The sequence below is a fragment of the Idiomarina sp. UBA4520 genome, from assembly GCF_002388365.1.
GTDB classification, from domain to species: domain Bacteria; phylum Pseudomonadota; class Gammaproteobacteria; order Enterobacterales; family Alteromonadaceae; genus Idiomarina; species Idiomarina zobellii.
In genome coordinates, this window is the sequence record NZ_DGMK01000020.1 from 321,644 (window position 1) to 341,640 (window position 19,997).

Consider the following 19,997-nt stretch of genomic DNA (forward strand, 5'->3'; position numbering starts at 1 on the left):
CCTTATTTGTCTTTACGTGGGCCGGCAATAAGTGCGCCGGCCGCTCCAAGCTCTGCGTCAGCAAATTCGTGATCAACCAGCTTGTAAATGCCTTCTTCCGGCACAATGAAGTCGATAGTTGCGCTGTTGCTTGCGCCCAGCAGAACAGTCTGCATGCCATACCATTCGTTACGTGGGTCGCCCTCGTACCAAACTCGGTCAAAGATAGCGCCAATAACGTGGAAGCTTGAAGTGCCTGAAGGTCCTGCGTTTAATACGTGTAAGCGCACACGGTCGCCTTCATCAGCACGTAATGGTGAGTCACTCAGTGCACCGACGTGACCATTAAAAGTAACGTGGCTAGGCTGGCGATTCAGTGCTGCATCGTGGTTGTATATGAACTGACCTTCAGCGACTTCCTCTAAGTAATGTTCGGACTGGACTAACACGTACTCTTTGTCCGGCTCTGTCGGGTAGCCGTCTTTGGGTGATACAACGACTGCCCCGTACTGACCCATTGCAGTGTGCATTAACACGCTGGAAGTACCACAGTGGTACATGTAAGTACCGGCATAGTTGGCAATCCATTCAAACTCAATAGTTTCGCCTGGTGAAATAGTGCGCCATTTGTCTTCAGCCGCGACAGTGCCACTGTGGAAGTCCATTGAGTGAGGCATTGGGTTAACCACAGGCTGGTTGTTCTGATAAGTATTTGCCTGAACCTGCTGCAAGAATGGCGAGCCATTTTTGACTGGCTTAGTAATAGTTACTTCTTCGTCAGAGCGGTTCTTCATTTTGAAAATAACGCGGTCACCCTCACGAACATGCAAAACCGGACCGGGTACTGAGCCGCCAAATGTCCATGCTGAGTAGCTCACGCCTGGTGCAACTTCCACTTTTTGTGAAAATACGTCCATGCGAACGTTGTGCGTTTTGTTGCCTTCATAGTCGAGTTTTGCCAAATTAGGCACTTGAGTCAGATAGTCACCAACAACTGCGGGGCCACTGTAGTCTTCGCGGTAGACTTTAGCTTCAGGTAAACCATAAACTTTGCCGTCAATGACATATTCACTGTCGTGCTTAAGTTCAGTGTCAGCGAAAGCAACAGGGGCTGAAACAGAGGCTGCGGCTGCTAGAATAGACGCGCTAATAACTGAGAGACTGAGAGATTTCATAACTGCTCTTCCTTGTTTATATGATATTTAAAATTAACGAGAGCCTGCGACAGCGTCTGCTTGAATTGTGCTGCTGCCGTTAGCCAGTTCGGTATTGACGTAATTCACAATGGCGGCAATGTCTGTGTCTTTCAGGTACGCCATGGGAGGCATTGAGCCGTTGTAAGTAGTGCCGTTGACAGTGACCGCACCCGATTTACCTTTTACAATGGTTTGGGCGATGTAATCGGGTTTGTCTTTAATATTTGGGTTATCTGCAAGTGGCGGGAATACGCCTGCCAACCCTTTACCTGCTGGTTGGTGGCATGCTTGACAGTATTTTTTGTAGGCATTTTTTCCGTCTGCAGCTTCAGCAGGTTGTGCGAAGAAGAATGCGAAAGCAGAGGCTGCGACTACAGCTATTTTTAAAGTGGATTGAATGTTCATAATGACACCTCAGTGACTGACTTAAGATGCCTCTAGAATACTGTTTTAATGGGTTTTTACGAGTGAAACGAAGAGGTAAAAGTCGCTTACTCCCTGGGGTATAGAGTGGGTATATGAGGGAGTATACCCCGGGGTAAGCGAGGGGATAGAAAGTTGTTTAAATACTGCGAGCTTCGAGTTCAATTCGTGACGCCGCACCATAGATCTTGCTGGCATCACCTTGCAGTTCACCTTCTGGTGTAATGGTCGGCCAAAGGTCTGTTAATGATTTCAGAACACTGCGGGTTTCTTCAATCGCTTCAGAGGCCTTTTCTGCTTCTTCGCTATTAATTCTCTCTAAGCGATTGAGCGCAATTTCTTTAAAGCCGAGTGCGTCTTGATACTCATGTACTTGCGCAACTTTACCTTCCTGAATACCCACAGCGTACTCATCGGCGGTTGCCATTAGCATAGTAGCGACGCTTAACAGCACACCTTTTGCTGTCATATCGGCGATAGGCTCGTGCGCGCTGATAGCATCAAGCAGTACCTTGTAATTGTTCATGACAACGTCTTTACTGTTGTCGTTGATAACGCTATCAGCTAATGCTTCAAGCTCATCGGCAAAGCCAGGCTGACCACGGTCGTTAAAGGCTTCAGTTAGCCCCGCGTAGAGCTCATCCCCTGGGTGCTTCATGTGAGTTTTCGCCATTTCAATATGGCCCTCTTCATAAAGCTTCATGCCAACCCAAAGGTGACCACGAATAAATCCCAGTTGCGCTAAAAACGCAGTGTCATTGGTGCTTAAGTCGATTTCAGGCGCAGCCATTTCGCCTTCAGCCATTGGCGCTGCCATAAAAGACGCAGGTGCAGCGTTTGGCTGAGTTAAAGGCGCTGCATTAGCGGTTGATGCTGCCATGGTTGTCGCTAAAACGCTGCCAACACCAACCCAAACTTTTTTCTTCTCAAACATAGAAAAACCTTATGTGCTTTTTTGAGTGACGGAACTCGTGTATATTTGCAGAAATGATAACTATTCGCAAGTTAAAACTATGATACTTCATATTCAAAAAGCGGTGGATGAAGCTGTTATTGACAGCCTGGTGGCAGGTTTATCGGCAGAGCAATTCGGTGACGGCAAAGCGACGGCAGGCTGGGCTGCAAAAGAGGTTAAGAACAACCAGCAATTGACTGGAAAAAAAGCAAAAGCAGCAACCGATCTATTATTAGAGAAGCTTCACACAAACCCTCTGGTTCAGTCGGCTATGCGACCAAAGCATGTGGCTCGTTGTAGTATTAATCGTTATGAAGTGGGTCAGTACTATGGTACTCACATGGACGACTCCCTGATGAACGGTGTACGCACCGACATTTCGTTTACGCTGGGTTTATCAGAGCTTGATACGTTCGAGGGCGGTGAACTGGTTATTGAAGATACCAGCAGTGAGAGAAGCTGGCGTCTGGGAAAAGGGGATATATTGATATACCCAAGCCATTACCTCCATAGGGTTAATGAGGTGACCCAGGGAGCTCGTCTGGCAATGATAGGCTGGATTCAAAGCGTGATAAAACACCCTAGCCACCGGGAGCTTTTGTTTGACGTTGAGCAATCGTTGAAAGTGGAATTTGATGCTAATGGTAAGTCTGAGAACTTTGATCGGTTAACAAAAGTGTTTCATAACCTAATGAGAGAGTGGGCGGATATTTAAATACCGCCCACGTTGAATGCTTAGCTGGCTAGTGTTACACCGCAAACGACCAGTAAGGCAATATTAGCGAATAGACCAATCATAAAGAAATAGCTACGTGGGCTAGGGTTCTTTTCGGTGGCAATAGCGTAATAAAGCACCATGTGAATAAGGCGTGCTCCCACAAATACCCAAATCAGCAGCGCCGTCCAGAATGCACTTGCCCCCACAAAAAACGCCAGAAAGGTAGTGCCCAGCATAAGAGGGTAGTTTTCAAGTGAGTTCATAAATGTCCGGTGCGCACGAAAAACGAATGAGTCGTGACTGAGTGACTCATTAATTTTTCCCGGAACGGCGCCTGGTTGTTTGGCTTTGCGACCACTAGCGACCAGCCACTGAACCAATAAAATAACCAGAGCTGCAAAAGCGCCCCAGTAAGCTAATAAATAGGTTTCAGATCCGTTCATTGTTATCTCCTTCGTTATTATTTTTAAGGTGCGCTCGGCTAGCTCGCAGCTGCGCCACAATTCCAACAAACTTCAAAAGCTGACCCGTTGAGCTCCTGACATTGGTTACAGCGCCAGTCGTCACCACGTGCCTGTTCTTCCAGTTGCTGAATAAGTTTCTGAGCAGTATGGAGTTGCGTGTCATCAACCAACCAAAGCTCTGGCCAGGTGTCCAATGGTGCTAAGTCTCCGGCCGCACCGCTGGAAAACTCATTTTTCATAACGGTTTCTATGCCGTTCATGCGCAATACATTACGCGCATTTTCCACTAAAAGTTTGTTTTCACGGGTATAAATTAACGTCATAGCTACCTTCAAGTCATTTTACGAGCTAATACTTTGAGCCAATACACTAACACCGGACAGCACCATTAATACTAGCGTTAATTGACGAAAGCGATATTCCGAAACATGATGCTGGAGCCTGTGACCGACTGTTGCGCCAATGAGCGCGCCCGGCAATAGGCTCAAAATAAGGTAAAAGTGTGCTTCTGCGTAGATGGCCTGCCGCGAAAAATTAAACACGTTAGCAATAGCGATACAACAAAAAAACAGACTTAAAGTGGCTCTGAACTGCTGCTTAGGAATACGAGCGTTTGCCAAAAACAGAACTATGGGTGGACCGCCGAGTGTCATTAAGCCATTTAAAATACCGGAGCTACTGCCTACCGCAATGTGTCCCGGCGCGTGCTCAGCTGTTGGAAACTGTTTACCGCTGGCAAGTGCAAGTGCCACCGCCAAAATCACACAGCCAAGCACCAGTTTAATTAGTTGGTCATCAATAGCGAGTAATAAGGAGCCCGCAATAATTGATGTGATAACGCCGGATATAATTAGCCACTTCCATTGCGACGGACGTGCGGCTTCACGGTTTTTCCAGTATATCCAGGCACCAACAATGATGTTAATAACGGATAATGCAGGCGTAAGAACGCTAATAGGGAACCATAAAGCCAGAATAGGAACGGCGAGCAAGCCGGAGCCAAAACCACTAATGCCTTGCAGCATAGCGGCAAAAAAGAATACTAATGCGGCGGCAAAATACTCCAATTTAACCTCTTTTATTGCTAATGTTTGAAAACGGCTTTTCAGTCGCTGCAATAGTCTTCATAATGATAACAATAATAACAACGGAGCTGAGCATGCGGGTGACTCTGGTCGTGTTGTTGACCTTATTCCTGGCACTACAATACCGTCTCTGGTTTGGGAAAAACAGTTTGCCAGATTATTGGCGTTTGCAACAGGAAGTCAGCAACCAAAAAGTAACCAATGAAAATCTCGAACGGCGCAATCAACTGATTTACGCAGACATTGAAGACCTGCGTGACGGTGAAGATGCGCTTGAAGAGCGTGCTCGCAATGAACTGGGAATGATTAAAAAGGACGAAGTATTCTTCCGTCTGGTTCCGGACAGAGCACAATAATGATATGAAAAGTACAGAGCCCACCGAACACTGCAACATTAAAGCGGTTATACCGGCAGCCGGCCATGGCAGCCGAATGCAAAGCAATATTCCTAAACAGTTTTTAACCGTTGGCGGTAAAACCTTATTACAGTACAGCATCGAAGCGGTATGCGCTGACCCTCGCGTGACGGAAGTGATCGTGGCCGTGTCAGATCCTGACTCAAGCGACTTGCCGAATGCCTCTGAATTTCACGTGGCACAACCCGTTACTTATATCAGTGGTGGTGATACTCGTGCTGAGTCAGTTTGTAGAGGTGTTGAGTACGCTGTGGCACAGGGAGCAACTCATGCACTGGTTCACGATGCTGCACGTCCTTGCTTGCACAAAGAAGCGTTAGTGCGAGTCATTGATAGCGGAACAGCCAGTCAGCATGGTGCTATTTTAGCGATTCCGGTTCGTGACTCTTTAAAACGTGCAATGACATCGAGTGGCATGGCAGCCCACATTGAAGAAAGTGTTGATCGTGAACACTTATGGCAGGCACAGACGCCGCAATTGTTCCAGGCACAGGCACTGTTAAATGGTATTAAACACATGGGGGCTCATAATCCGCAACTGACGGATGAAGCATCAGCGATGCAATGGCTGGGTTACCAACCGGTGCTAGTGGAAGGGGCTTTTAAAAACGTAAAAGTTACGCATCCCGAAGATTTTGAATGTGTTGCCAGCTGGCTGCTGGCATCTACAACGACGGAGTAAGGAAATAACTCAATGAAGATTCGAGTGGGTCATGGTTACGACGTGCATCGGTGGGGGGCTGATAAGCCGCTGATTTTAGGCGGTATTGAGGTTCCTCACTCGCAGGGGCTGGAAGCACATTCAGATGGCGATGTTATTCTTCATGCAGTGACTGACGCACTGCTGGGGGCTCTGGCATTAGGCGATATTGGTCAGCATTTCCCGGATACCGATGAACAATACAAAGGTGCTGACAGCGCACAACTTCTTGAGCATGCCGTGAACTTGTGTCAGCAGAAAGAGTTTCAGGTGGGCAATATTGACGTAACCATTGTTGCTCAAGCGCCAAAAATGGCTCCGCACATAGATGATATGCGCGCACGCATTGCAGGCTGCTTAAAAACCTGCGTTGATAACGTCAATGTAAAAGCAACCACAACCGAAAAGCTGGGCTTTGTGGGGCGTGAAGAAGGTATTGCCTGTCACGCAGTGGTACTGATGGAGTCGTTTTAATGCTTGCTCCCGAAACGGTTAACTGTCAGGAACTAGCCACTCTTAATGCCGGTGAGAAGCCGAGCGCAACTTTCAAAGCGAGCCCTGAAGACTTTCAGGTTATAGAGCAACTGACTGTCGAAGACGAACACGACGGAGAGCATCAGTGGCTTTGGGTTAGAAAGCGAGGGGCCAATACTGTCTTTTGTGCTGAAAAAATTGCCCGTTTTGCCGGCGTGTCGCCAAAACAGGTCAGTTACTCCGGTCTGAAAGACCGACAAGCGGTCACCTGGCAATGGTTTTCGATACAGCTACCCGGTAAAGACACGTTGGACTGGCAGTCGCTGAACGATGACGAAATGACGATTGAGAAGGTCATAAGACGCACGAAAAAGCTGCGTAGCGGTTTGCATAGTGGCAATAGGTTTATCATTCGCTTGCACAGTGTTAGCGACATGGCGCTGTTAAAAGAGCGCTGGAAGCAGGTCACGCAAAACGGCGCCATTAATTACTTTGGCGAACAGCGCTTTGGACGCAACGGTGACAATGTGGCTGCGGCTGAGCGTTGGATTATGGCCAGTCGTCCAAAACGTTTATCAAAAGCCAAGCGCGGACTTTATTTGTCGGCCTTACGGAGTTTCTTATTTAATTTAATGGCTTCAGAGCGTGCAAAACAGCTGGGCGCAGATTCCTTATTGGAGGGCGATTGCGCAATGTTAGCTGGCTCTAACTCGATGTTTACTGTTGAGCAGTGGGACCATGAGCTTAAACAAAGACTTGCCAGTAAGGATATTGAAATAGCGCTGCCGCTGCCGGGGTCTGCCAATAAGTCGATGAGCGCGGGTGAGTCGGCTGACTTTGAGGACAAGCAGCTCGAGCCTTACCAGAGCTGGATAGAGGCACTTGCTAAGCTTCGGGTTGATGAGGGGCGACGCGCGTGGAAAGTCATCCCGGGTGAGCCAGAGCTAAAAGAACTTGACGGTAGCACCGTTGAGCTTAGCTTTACCCTACCATCTGGCGCCTATGCGACAACGATTTTGAATGAAATTGCGACGATAAGTGGTGAACACAAATGATGAAAATTCTATTGAGTAATGATGATGGTGTACATGCTCCGGGAATTCGCGCGCTTTATTTAGCGCTCAAAGAGGTTGCAGAAGTACGGGTAATAGCACCTGACAGAAACTGTTCCGGCGCTAGTAACTCGTTAACGCTGCATAACCCGCTGCGCATTCGCAAACTCGACAATGGCTTTTACTCGGTCAATGGTACGCCAACAGATTGTGTTCACTTAGGCACTAACTCGCCAATAGCGGAAGATGTCGATATTGTCGTTTCTGGCATTAATGACAGCCCAAATATGGGCGACGATGTTCTTTATTCCGGCACCGTCGCTGCCGCTATGGAAGGGCGCTTTATGGGACTGCCATCCATTGCTGTGTCGATGGGGGGACGAGGGCACGACTACTATGAAACTGCGGCAAAAGTTGTTGCTGATATTGTCGCTGATATGGAAAAAGCGCCGCTGCGTTTAGATACCGTGCTGAACATTAATGTACCCTATACCACTTACGACAAGTTGAAAGGTACAAAAGTGACCAAGTTAGGTCGTCGTCACCGCGCCGATACCATGGTTCATGACCGTGACCCGTTCGGTAATGAGATTTTCTGGTACGGGCCTATTGGGCACCACACCAGCGACGAACCGCAAACGGATTTTGCTGCCATTAACGAGGGGTATGTTTCCATTACGCCTTTGAGTCTGGATATGACAGCTCAACGCCATACTGACACGCTAACGGAGTGGTTAGATCAGAAAAAATGATGACTACAATGAGTGGCCAGGCAAGAGCCAAAAAACTGATACAGCAGTTGACTGATTTAGGTATAACCAATCAGGAGGTGTTGCGGGTTATAGCCGAGACACCACGTCATGTGTTTATGCCGGAGTCGTTGGCGCATAAAGCCTATGAAAATACAGCGTTACCCATTGGTAATGGACAAACGATATCGCAACCATTGATGGTAGCGACCATGACCCAGTTACTGATGCAACACAATTGCCATAATGTACTGGAAATAGGCACGGGTTCTGGTTATCAAACGGCGATACTGGCGCAGTTGGTGGATAAGGTGTTTAGTGTGGAGCGCATTGCTCAGTTGCAGTATCAGGCAAAGCGCCGTTTACGCCAACTAGACCTGCACAATGTGTCAATGCGTCATGGCGACGGTTGGAAAGGCTGGAGCAGTAAAGCGCCTTTTGACGGTATTATTGTCACTGCAGCCGCCAGTGAAATACCTTCTGACTTAGTGGCACAGTTAGCCGACGGTGGTGTCATGATTATCCCTGTTGGCGATAAGGACGAAGCACAAAGTCTGACGGTAATTCGCCGTTTCGGTGACAGCGTTGAACAACAGCAAATTGGTGATGTTCGGTTTGTACCTTTGGTGAAAGGAGAGCTCAGTTGAAGCTGTTTTCTGCGCTTTATGACAAAGTATTAAGTTGGTCTGAACACCCCCGGGCTAAAACAATTTTGGCCTTACTCAGTTTTTCCGAGTCGGTGATTTTCCCCATTCCTCCGGATGTGATGCTGGCACCAATGGCAATGACGCAACCGGACAAAGCCTGGCGCTTGGCATTTTTAACCACGGTGAGCTCAGCTGCTGGTGGGGTGCTGGGTTACTTCCTTGGATTCTGGGCGTTTGAAACTGTTGTTTTACCCGCTGTAGAGACTATGGGGTATGAAAGCAAGCTGGACACTGTCAAAAGTTGGTTTGCAACCTGGGGCTTTTGGATAGTTTTTATTGCCGGCTTTTCGCCTATTCCCTATAAATTATTTACGGTGACAGCGGGTGTTATGCAAATTGCATTTTTCCCGTTTTTATTAGCCTCGGTTATTAGTCGCGGTTTGCGCTTTTATCTGGTGGCATGGTTGCTCAAAACGGGTGGCCCTAAAATGGCTGTAAAACTTCGTGAATATGTTGATCGAATAGGCTGGTCACTGGTAATACTATTGTTAGTAGCTTACATAGTGGTGCAATTGGTTTAGGGATGCGATTGAAAAACGGGATGTTACAGAGTCTTATAGTGCTTGCCTTGCTGCCAATTGTGCTGCAAGGCTGCAGCAGTCGCTCTCAACCAGCTCCCGTTGACACCTTATATACAGGCAAAACCTATCGTGACTTTCAGCCCAACTCTTTGAATGCGAAAAAGTACGAGGTACAAAAAGGTGAAACACTTTACTCAATTGCTTTTCGCGCCAATATGGATGTCGATGACATAGCCCGCCTGAATAACTTAAGCCGGCCTTATACGATTTACCCGGGGCAGACACTGGACTTAGTGGGCAGTGCAAAAAATACCGGCACCAGTGAACCGACTCAAAGACCTCAAAGTAATAAAGAAAGAGCAAAGAACGCACAAAATAATATAAAAACGCCCGTTGCCAAGACTCAGAAGAAAGAGTATGGTCAAAAAGTAGACACGAAAAAAACAGTGAAAAAACAAGCCGATACTCGCAAACAGAACCGTCAAAAACCGGTGCGGGTAAGGTCTGAAGCGGCAATGCCAAGTAACGCTGAGTTAGCCTGGCAATGGCCGTCGACAGGTAAGGTTATTGAACGTTTTTCACTGAAAGATCGAGGTAATAAAGGTCTCGATTTCGCCGGTGACAGGGGCGATCCTGTAAAAGCTGCGGCGGCCGGTAAAGTAGTTTATGTCGGAAATGCGCTTAGAGGTTTTGGTAATTTAATCATTTTGAAACATAACGATGATTACATTACAGCCTATGCCCACAATGAGGACATTCTGGTGAAAGAGCAAGAATGGGTGGACATGGGTGAAACGATAGCTCGCATGGGCGACTCAGGTGCTAAACAAGTGAAGTTGCATTTTGAGGTTCGTTTCAGAGGTAAGTCGGTGAATCCTGAGCATTATTTACCGAGCTCTCGCTAGTGACGTGGAAATAATAATAACAAGATATGGAGGTCGACGTGTGCAGTAACACGGTTTTCAGATTAACAGGAGCTTGTTATGAGCCAGATAAAGGAAGAAGCAGTCGACACTATCGAAATCAGCGAGGAAGAAGCGCTACTTGAAAACACAGACGAGGCGCAGCAGTCCGCAACGAGCTCTGACGAGGCGTTAGAAGAGGCGCTGTCATCGTCCTCAAGTCAGTACCAAAAGAAAATGGATGCCACTCAGCTTTATTTAGGTGAGATAGGCTTCTCCCCATTATTGACCGCCCAAGAAGAGGTCTTTTATTCACGTCGTGCGTTAAAAGGTGATAAAGCCGCCCGCCGACGCATGATTGAAAGCAACCTTCGCTTGGTGGTTAAAATTGCCCGCCGGTACTCAAACAGAGGTTTAGCGCTATTAGATCTGGTTGAAGAAGGTAACCTGGGTCTTATCCGCGCCGTTGAAAAGTTTGATCCAGAGCGCGGCTTCCGTTTTTCAACCTACGCGACTTGGTGGATACGCCAGACAATAGAACGGGCAATTATGAATCAAACGCGAACTATTCGTTTGCCAATTCATGTGGTTAAAGAGCTCAATATTTACTTACGCGCAGCGCGCGAGCTGGCGCACAAGCTCGACCATGAGCCGACAGCTGAAGATATTGCAAAAAGTCTGAATAAGCCTGTGGGTGACATTACTAAGATGCTGCGTTTGAACGAGCGTATTGCATCTGTCGACACTCCGGTTGGCGGTGAAAACGATAAAGCTCTGCTGGATATTCTCGCTGACGAGGATGACCACGGCCCAGAGGGTGTACTGCAAGACGAGAACTTGAAAGCTAACATTACCGATTGGTTGGATTCGTTGAACTCTAAGCAGAAAGAAGTTTTGGCGCGTCGTTTTGGTTTATTAGGATACGAAGCCTCAACGCTTGAAGACGTTGGTCGTGAAATAGGTTTAACTCGGGAACGGGTTCGCCAAATTCAGGTGGAAGCGCTAAGAAAGCTAAGAGATTCTCTGAAGCAGCAGGGACTGACGCTGGATGCCCTTTTTTCCGGGCAATAATTTGGCATAACTGTTTTAAAGAGAGGGCTCGGATAAAACCGAGCCCTTTTTGTTTCTAGAGTTTGTTTTGCCAACTAAAGAGTAAATCGAGTGCTTGTCTCGGGCTTAAGTTATTTAAGTCGGTTGTTTTCAGCTGCTCTAAAATGGGGTTTGGCTGTGTGGGTTCAAGCGGCAAACTGGGCTGCTTTTCGTTGGTCTCAGCCGGAACTGAATTGTGGCTCCCATGATGCGCCGTCTCCAGCTCTTTTAGTTTAAGTTTAGCTTGTTGAATAACGTTCTCCGGAACCCCCGCTAATTTCGCAACCTGTAAACCAAAACTTTGGTTTGCAGCACCTTCAGTAACCGTGTGCAGGAAGGCGATGGTATCGCCGTGCTCTTTGGCATTGACGTGCACATTACTGGTCGCGGGGAGTTCATCTGCCAGTTCTGTTAACTCAAAATAGTGTGTGGCAAACAGAGTTAGGCATTGCAGCTTTTGAGCCAGATAGTCAGCACAGGACCACGCAAGCGACAAGCCATCGTAGGTTGACGTTCCTCGACCAATTTCATCCATAAGCACCAGACTATTTGGCGTCGCATTGTGCAGAATGTTTGCCGTTTCTGTCATTTCGACCATAAAGGTCGAGCGACCAGAAGCGAGGTCATCAGATGCACCAATACGCGTAAAAATTCGATCGATGCGGCCAATGCGAGCGGCGCTTGCAGGAACGTAACAACCCATGTGCGCCAGAATAACAATCAGCGCTGCCTGACGCATAAAGGTAGACTTACCCCCCATGTTGGGTCCGGTAATCATTAACATGCGCTGTGTATCGTTTAAGGCAACGTCGTTGGCTATAAAAGGAGTCTCGCTGAGCTGCTCAATAACCGGGTGGCGGGCTTGCTCAAGTTCTATCAGGCTCGACTCATCCGTCAGCTCTGGGCGGCAATAGTTCCAGTTGTTCGCTAGTTGCGCGAAGCAGCTGAGCGTATCTAGCTGAGCTAACGCCGAGGCGGTTCTTTGTAAGTCAGCGACGTGCGGCATAAGCTGCTCAAAGAGCTGATCGTATAACCACTTTTCTCGAGCCAACGAGCGCGCCTGCGCATTGAGTACTTTGTCTTCGTGCTCTTTCAGCTCAGGAACAATATAGCGTTCTGTGTTTTTTAATGTTTGGCGACGCTGGTAGTGATCAGGGACTGAGTCTGCATTTTGTCGGCTAACTTCAATAAAGTAACCATGCACCTTGTTATAGCCAACTTTCAAGGTCGCAATACCGGTTTGTTGGCGTTCCCGCTGCTCCAGCTGATGCAGGTAGTCGGTGGCACCGGTGGCTAGATCCCGCAGGTCATCCAGCTCACTGTCGTAGCCTTCGGCAATAACGCCGCCGTCTCTTATCAGTAAAGGCGGGTTATCGATAATAGCGCGCTCTAAGCGGTCAACTACTTCAGGGAAAAGCAAAATAGCCTCGTTCAATTGGTTGAGACTTTGGTGCTGTAATTGGCTTTTAATATCAGGGAGCTGTTTCAGACTGTCTCTTAAACGGGCAAAGTCTTTAGGTCTGGCGGTTCTTAAACCAACCCGCGCAACGATACGCTCAATGTCTGACAGCGACTTCAGGCTGGTTTGCAAAGGCTCGTAAGCGTTATTTTCCAATAGAGCTGAAACCGCATCGTAGCGTTTATTTAAGGCTTGCTGATTTCGAATTGGACGTTGTAACCAACGTTGAAACTGGCGGCTGCCCATGGCCGAGGCTGTTTTATCCAATACTGCCGATAAATGCGTGTTAGCGTCGCCCAGGCTTTGTTGTAACTCGAGGTTACGGCGAGTAGCAGCATCCAGAATAAGGGCATCATTAGGGTGCTCTGTAACAATCGACTGAATATGCGGCAACGCCGAGCGCTGAGTTTCTTTAACATAGTGAAGAATAGCCCCGGCCGCTCCTAATGTAGGTTCGTCGGCTTTAAGCCCAAAGCCTTCCAAATGCTGCGTAGCAAACTGTCGGGTTAGTAATTCAAAGGCGGTTTTTTGTTCGAACTCCCAGGCTGGACGGCGTTTACAGTTTGCTTTGGCCAGCGGCAAGCCAGTTAACGACAAAGTGTCTGGGTAGAGAAGCTCTGCCGGCTCCAGACGTTGCATTTCTGCGGCCAGTTGCTCGTGGGAATTAGCTTGAGTTAACCAAAAACGTCCGCTGCTAAGCTCCAGGCTGGAAATTGCATAAAGGTCGTCTTTTAAGGCCGATATAGCGACTAACAGTTTTTGTTGTCGTTCGGCCAGTAGCGACTCGTCGGTTACTGTACCCGGCGTAACAATGCGAACGACCTTGCGATCAACAGGCCCTTTGCTCGTGGCAGGGTCGCCAACTTGTTCACAAATAGCGACAGATTCGCCTAAATTGACGAGTCGCGCTAAATAGTTTTCGACCGCGTGATAGGGAACACCAGCCATTGGAATGGGTTCACCGTTACTTTGCCCGCGAGCGGTCAAAGAAATATCGAGAAGTTCTGCCGAACGTTTGGCATCGTCATAAAATAGCTCATAAAAATCCCCCATGCGATAGAATAAAAGCATGTCCGCATGTTGCGCTTTTATACGTAAGTATTGCTGCATCATTGGGGTATGTGATTGGATATGTTTTTCAGAAAAATCAGGCATAGTTGAGTTATTTTTATCTGGAGCCAATGTTATGGTAACAACCACAGTTATTACGCCGCAAACCTTAGAACTCGCGGAACAGCTCGGTCAGTGCTTGTTAGAAAAAGAGCAAACAATTGCTACTGCAGAGTCCTGTACCGGAGGAGGAATAGGATACGCTATTACGGAAGTGGCGGGAAGTTCTGCTTGGTTTAATGGCGGATTAATCACCTATACTAACGACCTTAAGCGACAGCTACTGAATGTGAGTCAGAAAACGCTTGAACAAGATGGGGCTGTATCGGCTGAGTGTGTGAAACAAATGGCGCTTGGCGCCCAGGCTCAATGCAATACGTCGTGGGCTATTGCGGTTAGTGGTGTGGCAGGGCCCGGCGGTGGTACCGCCGAAAAGCCGGTGGGACTGGTTTGGATGGCTTTAGTTGGACCCGATTGCGAGGAAGTTTGGTCGCAAACTTTCACGGGGAATAGACAGAAGGTGAGAAGCCAAACCATCGACGAAGTCTTGGGGAAAGCAATAAATCAGTTTTTATTACAGTAACTTAGCTGTCATTTCATAAAACTTTTTAATGAATACTTGATACTGTAAAAACGTACAGTATACTGTGTATAAAACCAGTAATTAATGCGGAGCTTAAAATGAGCAATGATCGTCAAAAAGCGTTGGATGCAGCGCTCGGGCAAATCGAACGTCAATTTGGTAAAGGATCTATCATGCGGTTGGGTGACAACCAGACGTTGGATATTGCCTCTGTTTCAACAGGTTCGTTAGGGCTAGATATTGCTCTTGGCATTGGTGGTTTACCCTTTGGACGAGTGATAGAAATTTATGGACCGGAGTCCAGTGGTAAAACGACAATGACTTTAGAAGTTATTGCTGAAGCCCAAAAAATGGGGAAAACCTGCGCCTTTGTTGACGCTGAGCACGCTCTCGATCCTATCTACGCTGAAGCTCTAGGCGTTAACGTAGATGACTTACTTGTGTCTCAGCCTGATACGGGAGAGCAAGCACTGGAAATTTGCGATATGTTGGTTCGTTCCGGTGCTGTTGACGTTGTAATTGTTGACTCTGTAGCTGCCTTAACACCTAAGGCCGAGATAGAAGGCGAAATGGGCGATAGCCATGTTGGCTTGCAGGCGCGTTTAATGTCACAAGCGCTTCGTAAATTAACGTCAAACATTAAAAAATCGAACACTATGTGTATTTTCATCAACCAGATTCGTATGAAAATTGGTGTGATGTTCGGTAACCCTGAAACCACAACGGGTGGTAACGCACTGAAGTTCTATTCCTCTGTTCGTTTGGATATTCGCCGTACGGGTGCCTTGAAAGAAGGCGATGAAGTTGTCGGTAACGAAACTCGTGTGAAAGTGGTTAAGAACAAGGTTGCGCCTCCGTTTAAAGAAGCAAACTTCCAAATTTTGTATGGTAAGGGCATTTCTAAAGAAGGCGAGCTGATTGACCTGGGTGTTAAGCACAAGATGGTTGATAAAGCGGGCGCTTGGTATAGCTATAAAGGCGATAAAATTGGCCAGGGCAAAGCAAACTCAATGAAATTCTTGCAAGAAAACCCCAAAATAGCGGACGAATTGGAAAGCAGAATACGTGAACTCTTGCTGTCAAAGCCTGAAAAGAGAACCAAAGAAGATCGTGAAGCGGAGAGAGCAGCTGCAAAAGAAGCTGAAAACTCTACAGAGTCAAGCGATGACAACGTGTTGTAAGTTGCGTCGTTAATAATGAAAGTACAAAGGCCCTGGATTTATCCGGGGCCTTTTAAATTGAGGGAGTTATTGCAAAGAGTTGTTGGTAGAGCTTTGCCGCATAAGCGTCGGTCATGCCAGATAAGTAATCTGAAATAACCCGAGGGGCATTGTTTCCATGCTCTTGTTCGTGCAGGTAGCGTAAGCGAGTATTTTCTGGAAGCAGTCTTTCTGGCTCTACAGAAAGCACATCAAACAGCTCCATAACTATTTGCTGCCCTTTAAACTCTTGCGCTTGCATTTCAGGCTTTCGAATAACCCACTTAAAAATGAACTCTTTTAGTGCATTAAGCAGGTGCTTCTCGGCATCTCCAAGTGCAACTTGGTACTGTAACAACGGACATTCAAAGTCGTTGTCTGTTTTTATTAAGGTTGCAGAAGTAACCAGGCGGTTGACCAAGCTACCAATGGCTCCTTTGCGCTCATAATGATCATCAGAAAACAGAGCATGAGTCAGCGATTCAGCGTTAAAGTCAGGCAGTGAGCTTTCCAAAGACCGCAACCTGTCGAACATATGCTTCATCCAGTGATCGCGCTGAATAAGCCCAACAACTATGGCGTCTTCGAGGTCATGTACGCCATAAGCAATATCGTCAGCCGCTTCCATAATAGAGGCATCAACGCTTTTTAACGCGCTGCGGCCGTGTTTAGTGGTTTGTGGCTCTGCTGAAAGTGCCTGAAAGGCTTGTTTGTCACTAGTCGATAATGGGGCAAGCACCCAGTCTAATTGGGCGACGTCATCGTTATATAAGGCTTTAGGGGGCAACCATTGCCGCGTCGGTAAATGCTTAAAGTTACTGACATCTTCAGGTAATTGTTCGCGGCGAACCTGGCTGGCTAGAACAGGGTATTTCAGTAACCCGAGTAAAGTGCGACGGGTTAAATTCATGCCATGCTCTGGCGTGTAGGCTTCGAGCTTGGTAACTATACGAAAGGTTTGGCCGTTACCTTCAAAACCACCGTTATTGCGCATCATGTAGTTCAGCGCAATTTCTCCGCCATGACCAAAGGGCGGATGACCAATGTCATGTGCCAAACATAATGACTCCAGCAGAGGCTCCGAAAACTCAAGTGACTTTGAAAGCTCAGGGTGCCGGTGACTTAAATGAACAATAAGGCTTGCGCCAATTTGGCTAGCCTCCAATGAGTGGGTTAAACGAGTTCTTGGAAAGTCGTGCATACCCACGTACATAACTTGAGTCTTTGCCTGCAGCCGTCTAAATGCGGCGCTATGCAATATTCTGGCTTTATCTCGCTGGAATGGGGTACGGGTGTCATTGGGTCGATTGCTTAATGTGTTAACTTGACGATCAGTCCAGGGCATAGATAGCTCAGGTAGGTTGTTGAAAACTCAGTAATCATAGTACGATACTTAAACAAATTAAAAAAGTGGGAAAAATCACATGTCGGAAGTGAAAGTTGCATTAGCTCTAGGCTCTGGAGCGGCTCGTGGTTGGTCACATATTGGTGTTATTAAAGCCCTCGAAGAAATGGGTGTGCGCATTAATATGGTGGCAGGCACTTCCATTGGCTCACTAGTTGGAGCGGGTTATGCGTCTGGTCGCCTAGCTGAAATAGAGCAATGGGTGCAGGGAATGAGTCGCTGGGAAGTGTTCAACCTACTGGACTTTGGGTTTAACCAAGGCGGCATTATCGGCGGCGAAAAAGTATTTAACCATGCTCGGGAAGAGTTCGGGCAAAGAAATATTGAAGACCTACCTATTACTTATGGCGCTGTGGCAACAGACCTCTACAGTGGCCGTGAGATTTGGTTACGGAAAGGGGATTTATACGACGCATCGAGAGCTTCCTGCGCCATGCCTGGGGTTCTCTCACCTAAAGCATTTGACGGACGCTGGTTAATTGATGGTGGACTGGTTAACCCTGTTCCCGTGTCGCTGTGTCGGGCCCTGGGTGCTGACTTTGTTATAGCCGTGCATTTGAATTCTCAGTTGAACTCCCGGGCGGTAGAGAGAAGAGGTCGCAGTATTCCGCCGCAAACAGAGGCTGAACAACTCGAGAAGGAAAAAGCAGAAATAGAAAAACATGCGGAAGACGATAATGGCTTTTTCGATAACCTGTGGTCGGGCAGTAAAGAGTACTTAGACAGCTTTAAAGAGCGTTTTAAAAGCAATGGTCATAAAGCGCCGGGTATGTTCAGTGTCATGGCAAGTTCTATTGATATCATGCAGGAGCGTATTACTAAGGCACGTATGGCGGGCGATCCGCCGGATATTTTAGTGCAGCCCAAACTTGGCCATATCGGCATTATGGAGTTTTATCGTGGGCAGGAAGCTATTGATATTGGTTATGACACTACCACACGGATGCGTGATTTGATTATGGATGAAATTGAGTTATACAGAGAGCGCCGCGGTTAAGCGGCGCCCAAACTTTCAAACGTATCCTTTAGTAGCCGGCTGCGTGTCCGTCTTTGCGGCTTTCAGAAGCGCCAATGTAAACATCCTGTTCGTGGTCTTTCCAAATAGCCTGATAGCCGCCATAAGGACCGACAGCTTCCTGCAGCGTATGTCCCATTTTTATCAGTTCGCGGCGAGTGTTCTTAGAGAAGCCGTTTTCCAGACTGACAACACCGCCGTCGGACATGAAAGAACCAGTTGGCTGGCTTGAACCTGTATGCAGAATACGAGGGGCATCGCCGGCTTCTTGTAGGTTCATACTAAAATCAATCATGTTAATGAGAATTTGTGCATGCATTTGAGGTTGTGTGGCGCCGCCCATAACGCCGTAACTCATTAATGGTTTACCGTCTTTGGTCACAAATGCGGGAATTATAGTGTGGAAAGGGCGTTTACCTGGTTCAAACACATTGCGATGATTCGCATCCAGCGCAAACAGTTCACCACGGTTCTGCAAAACAAACCCTAAACCTGTCGGTGTTACTCCTGAGCCCATGCCGCGGTAGTTACTTTGAATAAGCGATACCATGTTGCCGTCTTTGTCAGCGGTTGTTAAGTAAATGGTGTCGCCCTCTGTCGGCGGCTTACCTGGCTCGTATGAACGACCGGCTTTCTCCGGATTAATGAGTTTTGCGCGCTCCTTAGCGTAACCTTTGTCCAGTAGCCCTTCGACAGGCACATCATTAAATGCCGGGTCAGAGTAGTATTTCGCACGATCTTCGAATGCTAGCTTTTTAGCCTCGACGAAGTGATGAATGTACTCAGGGCTGTCAAAGCCCATACTGCTAATGTCGTACTGCTCAAGTATATTGAGTATTTGCTGAGCCGCTATTCCCTGGGTGTTCGGTGGCAGCTCCCAGAGGTCATAACCACGATAGTTGGTCGAAACCGGGTTAACCCAAGTCGACTCATGCTCCGCTAAGTCCTCGTAAGATAAAAAGCCACCGTGTTTTTCGACAAAGGCATCTATTGTGCGTGCAATTTTGCCTTTATAGAAAGCATCGCGGCCTTCATTAGCTAAGAGCTTATAGGTATTGGCCAAGTCGGGGTTTTTAAAACGCTCACCTTTTTCAGGAACGTCGCCGTCTTTCATAAAAACATCAGCGAACCCGGGTTGGTCGGCCAGCACTGCGGCGTTTCGACCCATGTAGTAGGCAATAACTTCAGTCACTGGAAAGCCTGACTCTGCATAGTTAATAGCCGGTTGAAGCACGTTTTCCATGTCTAACTGACCGAAACGGTCATGAAGTTCAAACCAGCCATCGACCGCACCGGGAACAGACAGCGGTAATACGCCACGAGGGGGAATTGACTCATAGCCGTTTTCTTTAAAATATTCCAGCGACAAACTTTTCGGCGAACGGCCTGAGGCATTAAGTCCATAGAGCTTTTCTGACTCGGCGTCCCATACAATGGCAAATAAATCGCCACCAATACCGTTGCCGGTCGGTTCAACTAAGCCTAACACTGCGTTTGCAGCAATGGCTGCATCAATCGCATTGCCGCCTTCCTGCATAACGTCCAGTGCGACTTGTGTGGCAAGCGGTTGGCTTGTCGCTGCCATGGCGTTTGGAGCCATAGCTTCCGAGCGAGTGGCAAAGTGATGACCTGTTATACGGTCACTGGCCGCAGCGGGTAGGGTAGACGCCGCACATGTAAAAGCGAGAGCGGCTGAAGCGATAATATTCAATCGTGCCATAGTGTTTACCTTGTTAACTGTGTTGTATTCACTATAGACCGACAGTTAGAAACATCGAGTAGGGTGAGGCGTCACC

At 47.6% G+C, this 19,997-nt stretch carries 22 protein-coding genes; 13 read left to right on the forward strand and 9 right to left on the reverse strand.

Annotated features, from left to right (window positions below; all coding sequences use genetic code 11):
- Nucleotides 1-2: 2 nt before the first annotated feature.
- The 3 genes from B3850_RS09950 to B3850_RS09960 form a co-directional block, all read right to left on the reverse strand.
- Nucleotides 3-1,154, reverse strand: coding sequence for a multicopper oxidase domain-containing protein (locus B3850_RS09950; RefSeq protein WP_053953510.1), 1,152 nt, complete (start codon nucleotides 1,152-1,154; stop codon nucleotides 3-5).
- 33 nt (nucleotides 1,155-1,187) lie between these two features.
- A complete protein-coding gene (locus B3850_RS09955) occupies nucleotides 1,188-1,580 on the reverse strand; it encodes a c-type cytochrome (RefSeq protein ID WP_053953511.1) in 393 nt (130 codons plus the stop codon).
- A 157-nt stretch (nucleotides 1,581-1,737) separates the two neighbouring features.
- Nucleotides 1,738-2,532 (reverse strand): hypothetical protein, encoded by a 795-nt coding sequence (locus B3850_RS09960; RefSeq protein ID WP_273270028.1) that lies wholly within the window; start codon nucleotides 2,530-2,532, stop codon nucleotides 1,738-1,740.
- 79 nt (nucleotides 2,533-2,611) lie between these two features.
- Between B3850_RS09960 and B3850_RS09965 the strand changes: the two genes are divergently transcribed.
- On the forward strand, nucleotides 2,612-3,268 hold the full coding sequence (locus tag B3850_RS09965; protein ID WP_053953513.1) for a Fe2+-dependent dioxygenase: 657 nt from the start codon (nucleotides 2,612-2,614) through the stop codon (nucleotides 3,266-3,268).
- 20 nt (nucleotides 3,269-3,288) lie between these two features.
- Here the strand turns inward: B3850_RS09965 and B3850_RS09970 are convergent, their stop codons facing one another.
- From B3850_RS09970 to B3850_RS09980, 3 genes are read right to left on the reverse strand one after another with little or no spacing between them, the layout of a single operon-like run.
- A complete protein-coding gene (locus B3850_RS09970) occupies nucleotides 3,289-3,714 on the reverse strand; it encodes an MAPEG family protein (protein ID WP_273270026.1) in 426 nt (141 codons plus the stop codon).
- Nucleotides 3,715-3,752: 38 nt separating this feature from the next.
- The gene (locus B3850_RS09975; protein ID WP_058579268.1) at nucleotides 3,753-4,058 is read right to left on the reverse strand and encodes a DUF2007 domain-containing protein; all 306 of its coding nucleotides are present in this window, start codon (nucleotides 4,056-4,058) and stop codon (nucleotides 3,753-3,755) included.
- A gap of 18 nt (nucleotides 4,059-4,076) precedes the next feature.
- Nucleotides 4,077-4,802 (reverse strand): sulfite exporter TauE/SafE family protein, encoded by a 726-nt coding sequence (locus tag B3850_RS09980; protein ID WP_058579267.1) that lies wholly within the window; start codon nucleotides 4,800-4,802, stop codon nucleotides 4,077-4,079.
- 92 nt (nucleotides 4,803-4,894) lie between these two features.
- On the opposite strand from B3850_RS09980, the gene ftsB reads away from it, so the two are divergent.
- The 9 genes from ftsB to rpoS all read left to right on the forward strand — a co-directional run bounded on the left by ftsB (nucleotide 4,895) and on the right by rpoS (nucleotide 11,412).
- Nucleotides 4,895-5,176: a cell division protein FtsB gene (gene ftsB / locus B3850_RS09985; RefSeq protein ID WP_053953517.1), complete on the forward strand. Its 282-nt coding sequence runs from the start codon at nucleotides 4,895-4,897 to the stop codon at nucleotides 5,174-5,176.
- Between the two features lie 4 nt (nucleotides 5,177-5,180).
- Complete coding sequence (ispD, locus tag B3850_RS09990) at nucleotides 5,181-5,918, forward strand: 2-C-methyl-D-erythritol 4-phosphate cytidylyltransferase (RefSeq protein ID WP_286873159.1); 738 nt, start codon at nucleotides 5,181-5,183, stop codon at nucleotides 5,916-5,918.
- 12 nt (nucleotides 5,919-5,930) lie between these two features.
- On the forward strand, nucleotides 5,931-6,410 hold the full coding sequence (ispF, locus tag B3850_RS09995) for a 2-C-methyl-D-erythritol 2,4-cyclodiphosphate synthase (RefSeq protein WP_058579265.1): 480 nt from the start codon (nucleotides 5,931-5,933) through the stop codon (nucleotides 6,408-6,410).
- Entirely contained in the window at nucleotides 6,410-7,465 is a 1,056-nt protein-coding gene (gene truD / locus B3850_RS10000; protein ID WP_286873161.1) for a tRNA pseudouridine(13) synthase TruD, read from the forward strand. Before ispF ends, truD begins: the two co-directional genes overlap by 1 nt.
- Complete coding sequence (gene surE, locus B3850_RS10005) at nucleotides 7,462-8,214, forward strand: 5'/3'-nucleotidase SurE (protein ID WP_053953521.1); 753 nt, start codon at nucleotides 7,462-7,464, stop codon at nucleotides 8,212-8,214. The genes truD and surE overlap by 4 nt, the downstream gene beginning before the upstream one ends.
- Nucleotides 8,215-8,222: 8 nt before the next feature.
- Nucleotides 8,223-8,858 (forward strand): protein-L-isoaspartate(D-aspartate) O-methyltransferase, encoded by a 636-nt coding sequence (locus B3850_RS10010; RefSeq protein WP_414654257.1) that lies wholly within the window; start codon nucleotides 8,223-8,225, stop codon nucleotides 8,856-8,858.
- A complete protein-coding gene (locus B3850_RS10015; RefSeq protein ID WP_286873167.1) occupies nucleotides 8,855-9,439 on the forward strand; it encodes a YqaA family protein in 585 nt (194 codons plus the stop codon). The genes B3850_RS10010 and B3850_RS10015 overlap by 4 nt, the downstream gene beginning before the upstream one ends.
- A 20-nt stretch (nucleotides 9,440-9,459) precedes the next feature.
- A complete protein-coding gene (locus B3850_RS10020; RefSeq protein ID WP_339612178.1) occupies nucleotides 9,460-10,344 on the forward strand; it encodes a peptidoglycan DD-metalloendopeptidase family protein in 885 nt (294 codons plus the stop codon).
- Nucleotides 10,345-10,422: 78 nt separating this feature from the next.
- The gene (rpoS, locus tag B3850_RS10025; protein ID WP_286873171.1) at nucleotides 10,423-11,412 is read left to right on the forward strand and encodes an RNA polymerase sigma factor RpoS; all 990 of its coding nucleotides are present in this window, start codon (nucleotides 10,423-10,425) and stop codon (nucleotides 11,410-11,412) included.
- A 55-nt stretch (nucleotides 11,413-11,467) separates the two neighbouring features.
- Here rpoS and mutS read toward each other — a convergent pair whose 3' ends face one another.
- On the reverse strand, nucleotides 11,468-14,044 hold the full coding sequence (gene mutS / locus B3850_RS10030; RefSeq protein WP_286873172.1) for a DNA mismatch repair protein MutS: 2,577 nt from the start codon (nucleotides 14,042-14,044) through the stop codon (nucleotides 11,468-11,470).
- Between the two features lie 31 nt (nucleotides 14,045-14,075).
- Between mutS and B3850_RS10035 the strand changes: the two genes are divergently transcribed.
- Together B3850_RS10035 and recA are read left to right on the forward strand one after the other, a co-directional pair.
- A complete protein-coding gene (locus B3850_RS10035) occupies nucleotides 14,076-14,582 on the forward strand; it encodes a CinA family protein (RefSeq protein WP_286873176.1) in 507 nt (168 codons plus the stop codon).
- Nucleotides 14,583-14,680: 98 nt separating this feature from the next.
- Nucleotides 14,681-15,763, forward strand: a complete 1,083-nt coding sequence (gene recA / locus B3850_RS10040; RefSeq protein ID WP_053953527.1) for a recombinase RecA — start codon at nucleotides 14,681-14,683, stop codon at nucleotides 15,761-15,763.
- Between the two features lie 52 nt (nucleotides 15,764-15,815).
- On the opposite strand, the gene B3850_RS10045 is transcribed toward recA, so the two are convergent.
- Nucleotides 15,816-17,126, reverse strand: a complete 1,311-nt coding sequence (locus B3850_RS10045; protein WP_286911705.1) for an anti-phage deoxyguanosine triphosphatase — start codon at nucleotides 17,124-17,126, stop codon at nucleotides 15,816-15,818.
- 79 nt (nucleotides 17,127-17,205) lie between these two features.
- On the opposite strand from B3850_RS10045, the gene rssA reads away from it, so the two are divergent.
- Entirely contained in the window at nucleotides 17,206-18,183 is a 978-nt protein-coding gene (rssA, locus tag B3850_RS10050; RefSeq protein WP_286873772.1) for a patatin-like phospholipase RssA, read from the forward strand.
- A gap of 28 nt (nucleotides 18,184-18,211) precedes the next feature.
- On the opposite strand, the gene ggt is transcribed toward rssA, so the two are convergent.
- Complete coding sequence (gene ggt / locus B3850_RS10055; RefSeq protein ID WP_286911706.1) at nucleotides 18,212-19,921, reverse strand: gamma-glutamyltransferase; 1,710 nt, start codon at nucleotides 19,919-19,921, stop codon at nucleotides 18,212-18,214.
- Nucleotides 19,922-19,997 lie beyond the last annotated feature (76 nt).